The sequence below is a fragment of the Chryseobacterium sp. genome, assembly GCF_041914225.1.
In the GTDB taxonomy this organism is placed as follows: Bacteria; Bacteroidota; Bacteroidia; order Flavobacteriales; family Weeksellaceae; genus Chryseobacterium.
This window is the reverse complement of the sequence record NZ_JAYSDT010000018.1, coordinates 1-5,564: the sequence shown is the minus strand read 5'-3', so window position 1 is coordinate 5,564 and position 5,564 is coordinate 1. Positions and strand designations below refer to the sequence as shown.

Genomic DNA, 5,564 nt, shown 5'->3' with positions numbered 1-5,564 from the left:
CAGATAAAAATCACAACATACTGTAAATCAGTAAAATAAAAATAATTAAAATATATTAATTTTTTAAAGGAGTGAAAAATATACCTCTTTAATTCATATAAAAAGAAGCATTTAAGGTGTAAATTCTTAAAACTTGTTAATTTTTATTAAATAAAATTAAAATGAATTTGTTTTAACCGGGAAATTATATTTATTTTAGTGCTTTAAAAATTTCTCATGAAAAGATATAATTTATTGATTGTACTATTACTGCTTATTTTTAACCTTACTACAGCACAAAAAAAGGGTTCTCCTGCTGCCGACCTTAGCATACTAAAAGATACAAAATCAAAAATCGAAGCTACCGTTCCATTGGTTATTCAACATCTTCAGACGATTGCGACTAAAGAAGGAGATAATAATATTGTGAACAACGGAAAGATTGCTTTAGGTAAAGAATACGGTATTTTGGAATCTGAATGGTTCTTATATAGAAACAATATGAAAAACTGCATCCTGAACAATTCTTCCAAAAAAGCTAAAAAGTGCATGGAATATCATAACAATATGTTCAGAGGTACCATGATCAACTATAATAATTATATCACCAACCTTACAAGAAAGAACGGATATTTAGGCGTAGATGGTGATACTAAATTTGATTTTAAACCAGCTGAGATCGCAACAAAACTGAGTGAAGCCTACTTCAATGCCAACGATGCGGCAGGAAGAATGAAAGCTGATCAGAAAAGAGAATTTCTGGGGCAGACGATGTCTGATGACAACAAGCTTACCCCTTATGCCCAACTGGCTCAATAATATTTATCATACAATAAAAAAGTCCCACTCCGAAAAGTGGGATTTTTTAATACTTATATTTTACCCTGTCACAATATGCTTCATATTTTTACCGCAATCAATTCCTACATCAGCTCAATGCTTGATAATAAAGACGCTCCACCTGTTTCATTATCCCTTGAAGGAATGATGGCCATTTTTACGAAACTGCAAAAAGAGGAACTCCCTAAAAACAGTATCCTGGTAAAGCCCGGACATATCTGCCGGCACATCTATTTTATCGAGAAGGGAGCAGCCCGTATTTTTTACTATAAAGATGAAAAAGATATCACTGACGGTTTCAGGGGCGAAGGAACTTTACTTTTATCAATTGTCAGCTTTATCCGCCAGAAACCGGATAAAAGGGGAATAGAGCTGCTGGATGACTGCCTGCTCTGGAAATTAAGCTATGATGATCTTGAGGAACTTTCTGAAAAATTTCCTGACATTCAATATCTGTACAGGATGATCATGAGCAGTGTATTGATTATGACCCAGAACAGGGTTGACAGGATGTTGTTCCAAACTGCAGAAGAGCGTTATGACGACTTCATAAAATCACATCCCAGAGCTGCAGAGCTTCTTACATTGGGCATGATTGCTTCTTTTTTAGGTATTACACAGGAGACACTAAGCAGGATCAGATCTAGAAAATAGATGTTTGACATTTGTTAAAACATTTGTCTTTTTATTTGATTTTTGTCAAATTGACTATCGATACTGCTTTAATATCTTTGAAAAAAAAGATATGGTAAAGAAATAGATTCTATTGTTATTTTTGTTGATCACTGGTATTTTTTACAGTCAGCAATGGCAGACTGCAACTATCCAGCACAGTTCCGGACTCAGGGAATATTCTATTTATGTGCCTTCCAATTATAATGCTCAAAATCCGGCTTCACTCGTTATCACATTACACGGATTGGGAGATACTATGAATAATTTTAGGAATATTGGTTTTGCAGCACTGGCTGAAACCAATAATATCATTGTGCTCTGCCCGCAGGCATTAAGCGATCCTTTATCCGGTACAGCCTGGAATTCAGGGGCAGGATATTCTTTTTATACTCCCAACGCTAATGTAGATGATATTGGTTTCATCAGCACTCTTATTGATACTGTAAAGCAGACCTACAACATTAATCCTAATAAAGTTTTCGCCTGTGGCTTTTCTATGGGTGGGTTTATGACAGAAAGGCTGGCATTGGTTTTAAATGATAAAATAAAGGTTTTTGCCTCTGTGTCGGGTACTTTCGGAAACGGAATTTTACCTGTGGCCGTGGGAACTCCGGGACGTTCGGTATCTATTGCTCATTTCCATGGCACCGCTGATACAACTATTGGCTACAGCAACAACAACTTCGGAAATTCTGTAGATGAAATGATCAGCTACTGGAAAAACAACAATTCATCAAACAGTACAGCAATACATACGCTTCTTCCTGATACTGCCAATGACGGATTTACTGTAGACCATTACAAATACACCAGCCCGGCTAACAATTCTGTCATTGAGCTTTATAAAGTGAATAATGCAGGCCATGTATGGCTTACCCAACAAAATGATATTTCCTACACTCAGAAAATATGGGAATTCTTTAGTCAGAACAGCAGTAATCTATCTGTTTCAGATGCATGGGCTGACGATAAAGAAATTTTAATATATCCTGTTCCTGCCAAAGATTTTATAACCTTAAGTTTCCCTAAAAACTACTCTGATGTTGAATTAACAATTTATGATCTTACCGGAAAACTCATGCTATCTGATAAAATAAAATTGAACAGCAGGGCGGAATATACTCTGGATTTAAGTTCTAATAAATTGGTAAAGGGAATCTATTTATTATCCGTTAAAAATAATCATAATCTCCCTCCAGTTACTAAAAAAATCATTATCAACTAATTTATTGGCTATTTAAAATACATTTTTACTGATCAATCAGATTGATAAAGTAAATCTAAAGCAAAAAATCTCTGCCGGAAAAGCAGTTTTGTGGTACTAATCATAAAACCCTTGGGGAAAAAGTAGAAAATTAGGCAGAGATTTTTTTGCATACGCTCTACAGATCAACTGTCCTACCCATGATCTGTAAGAGCTTTACAAAAATAGGGGCTAAAACCTCTATCGGTAGAACAATGCCTGTAGAATTAAACGTTCACCATTGTAGAAGTAATACTACTTTTCCTGTTTCCACCAGTATCACAAATACCGCATATTTCGGATTGTATCATTCTGAACAACGTCAGATTTTTGCAGATAAAATCAAACCAATGAAAGATATTGTTCATAAAATCAAAAATACAGACTGGCAGCAACTTACGGAAACAATGCATCAAAACGGATATGCCATTATTCCCGGACTGTTATCTGAAGAGGATTGCGATATATTGAAATCCAATTATGACCATTCCGCTCTTTACCGCAAAACAGTTGTGATGGCCAGACATCGTTTCGGCCTTGGGGAATACAGGTACTTTAATTACCCATTACCTGAAATTATTCAAACCATAAGAACAACTATTTACCCATATCTGGCTTCAATGACCAACTCATGGTTTAAAGCACTATATATTGATACTCAATTTCCTTCAGATCATCAGGAATTTCTGGATCAATGTCATGCCAACGGACAGCAAAAAGCTACTGTTTTAATTCTGAAATATGGAAAAGGTGGCTTTAATACGCTGCACCAGGACTTATATGGGGATATATATTTCCCTATTCAGATTGTATTAATGCTTAGCGAACCTGGCAAGGATTTTACAGGTGGTGAGTTTGTGCTTACCCAGCAGACTCCGAGAGCACAGTCAAAAGCCATCGTTTTAAAGCCTAAAAAAGGAGACGTCCTTATTTTCACGACTCAGTTTAAACCGGAAAAAGGCACAAAAGGATATTACAGGGTTAATATGAAACATGGCGTAAGTGAAGTTAAAGAAGGAAACCGCTATGCGTTGGGCATTATTTTCCATGATGCAGTTAATTAATTTTTACCTATTATGATTCTTCATTCGCAACTATCCCCTGGAAATCTAAGAAGTAAAATCCACAGCAGAGAAATTTGTTTTGGAGGAAATAAAAAATTAAAAATCTACGGATTGCTTGGCTGCAAATCCGGGAAAAGAATGAAGATGGAAAACAGGGTTTTCTTCCAGGATGAAGAAGAGGCGTTACACAACAACTACCGTCCGTGCGGACATTGTATGAGGGAGGCGTATCAACAGTGGAAGGAGTCAATTGTTAAGAGAAGCTCCAAGGATGAATTAAAATAATTTATAGAAATTATGCTCATCCTATTGGTTCAAATCAAATTTATATTATTACGAAACATTAATCCTTCTTAACATAATAAAAAAATACGAAAAAAAATGTGATTCTCTATTAATGTATTAAAATAGTTTTGTAATATTATATGAAAATATTAACCATGAAGAAAATCTTCATTGCAGGATTATTTATTTCTAATTTGGTTTCTATTTCAGCACAATCTAAGGCTGTAATGGAAATCAATTACGAAACAAAAATGATTTCTGATAGCTTAAATAGAGATAAAATAAAAATTTATTCTTCAATATTGCTTTGCAATAACACCGAATCAATTTACTGTAGTGCAGAAGCCAAAGCATATTATAAAGGGAATTCAACAGAGACCATAAGTACAGATTATGGAAATATTCCAAAATATCCTAAAGCAGTAGAAAGTATTTATAAAAGCAATGATATTATTACTGCTTCACTTCCTGTAGGAAAATACATTTTTACTTTTGAGGAGCCAAAATTAAAATGGGAAATTCTTGACAATACAAAAAAAATAAAAGGTTTTAACTGTCAGTTAGCTAAAGCTATAACAGATACAGGTGATACAGTTTTCGCCTGGTTTTCAAAAGATATTCCAATTCAAGAAGGGCCTTTTAGGTTTAAGGGACTTTCTGGGATGATATTAGAAGTTTATAATAAAAATAAGACAATAGAAATTTATGCAACTGATATAAAGAAGTCAGAAGATATTATAGAGCCTTTAAAATATTATAACGAGGTGAAGGCAAAAAATAAACAACAATTTTTAGAGGCAAGAAAAAACTTTCATGAAAATCCATCAATGTATAATGGAAACCTGAAAGTGGTAGATGCAAATGGAAATGATAAAACTAAAATAATGACCGATCGAATTAAACGTATTAATACTTTTATGGATTAGTTCAGTAAAGTATTATCTCTCTAATTATAAAACTTAATTTTAAAAACTTTAACTATGAAAAAACTATTTTTTACAGGAGCACTGGCTCTTTCAACATTTACTTTAGCAAATACAAAAGATGAAGTAAAGGAAATTAAACAAGAGAACACAAAAGAAGTAAAGGAACTTACTAAAGAACAGAAGCATGCTTTAATGACATATTTTAGATGGTGGTCGGTTTCTTATACAAATGCCTGTGGTACAACAAATACTGTTTTTTTCCAATCTGACAATCCGGATCAAAGTCCAGCATTTATTGATGAATTAGCTTATGCTGTTAACTCTACTTATGGAGATTGTTAATTTATTATATAAAAGCATTCTCATATGAGAGTGCTTTTTTAATATCTATTGTAAATTCAACAATACTATAGAATCCCCCTTTAAATATTTAATAAATCATTTTTTAGACAAAACATAAAAAAATCGGTATAACAGTACGTCATACCGATTTTTCGTTTAGTAGCGGGAACCGGACTCGAACCGATGACCTTCGGGTTATGAGCCCGACGA

General features: G+C 33.9%; 7 protein-coding genes. All 7 read left to right on the top strand.

Annotated elements, in window-relative coordinates; all coding sequences use genetic code 11:
* Nucleotides 1-216 precede the first annotated feature (216 nt).
* The 7 genes from ACE3RB_RS09970 (at nucleotide 217) to ACE3RB_RS09940 (ending at nucleotide 5,354) form a co-directional block, all read left to right on the top strand.
* The gene (locus ACE3RB_RS09970) at nucleotides 217-798 is read left to right on the top strand and encodes a hypothetical protein (protein ID WP_374464087.1); all 582 of its coding nucleotides are present in this window, start codon (nucleotides 217-219) and stop codon (nucleotides 796-798) included.
* 75 nt (nucleotides 799-873) lie between these two features.
* On the top strand, nucleotides 874-1,473 hold the full coding sequence (locus tag ACE3RB_RS09965; protein ID WP_291896760.1) for a Crp/Fnr family transcriptional regulator: 600 nt from the start codon (nucleotides 874-876) through the stop codon (nucleotides 1,471-1,473).
* Nucleotides 1,474-1,597: 124 nt separating this feature from the next.
* The gene (locus tag ACE3RB_RS09960) at nucleotides 1,598-2,719 is read left to right on the top strand and encodes a T9SS type A sorting domain-containing protein (protein WP_374464086.1); all 1,122 of its coding nucleotides are present in this window, start codon (nucleotides 1,598-1,600) and stop codon (nucleotides 2,717-2,719) included.
* Between the two features lie 368 nt (nucleotides 2,720-3,087).
* A complete protein-coding gene (locus ACE3RB_RS09955) occupies nucleotides 3,088-3,801 on the top strand; it encodes a 2OG-Fe(II) oxygenase (RefSeq protein WP_374464145.1) in 714 nt (237 codons plus the stop codon).
* A 12-nt stretch (nucleotides 3,802-3,813) separates the two neighbouring features.
* Nucleotides 3,814-4,086: an Ada metal-binding domain-containing protein gene (locus ACE3RB_RS09950; RefSeq protein WP_374464085.1), complete on the top strand. Its 273-nt coding sequence runs from the start codon at nucleotides 3,814-3,816 to the stop codon at nucleotides 4,084-4,086.
* A 155-nt stretch (nucleotides 4,087-4,241) separates the two neighbouring features.
* Nucleotides 4,242-5,012 (top strand): GLPGLI family protein, encoded by a 771-nt coding sequence (locus ACE3RB_RS09945; protein WP_233333977.1) that lies wholly within the window; start codon nucleotides 4,242-4,244, stop codon nucleotides 5,010-5,012.
* Between the two features lie 54 nt (nucleotides 5,013-5,066).
* On the top strand, nucleotides 5,067-5,354 hold the full coding sequence (locus ACE3RB_RS09940; RefSeq protein ID WP_233333978.1) for a hypothetical protein: 288 nt from the start codon (nucleotides 5,067-5,069) through the stop codon (nucleotides 5,352-5,354).
* The last annotated feature ends 210 nt before the right edge of the window (nucleotides 5,355-5,564 follow it).

What these genes read in the sequence shown, in the direction of transcription:
- ACE3RB_RS09965 (WP_291896760.1), top strand. Translation starts at nt 874, where the DNA reads ATGCTTCATATTTTTACCGCAATCAATTCCTACATCAGCTCAATGCTT.
- ACE3RB_RS09970 (WP_374464087.1), top strand. Translation starts at nt 217, where the DNA reads ATGAAAAGATATAATTTATTGATTGTACTATTACTGCTTATTTTTAAC.
- ACE3RB_RS09950 (WP_374464085.1), top strand. Translation starts at nt 3,814, where the DNA reads ATGATTCTTCATTCGCAACTATCCCCTGGAAATCTAAGAAGTAAAATC.
- ACE3RB_RS09945 (WP_233333977.1), top strand. Translation starts at nt 4,242, where the DNA reads ATGAAGAAAATCTTCATTGCAGGATTATTTATTTCTAATTTGGTTTCT.
- ACE3RB_RS09955 (WP_374464145.1), top strand. Translation starts at nt 3,088, where the DNA reads ATGAAAGATATTGTTCATAAAATCAAAAATACAGACTGGCAGCAACTT.
- ACE3RB_RS09940 (WP_233333978.1), top strand. Translation starts at nt 5,067, where the DNA reads ATGAAAAAACTATTTTTTACAGGAGCACTGGCTCTTTCAACATTTACT.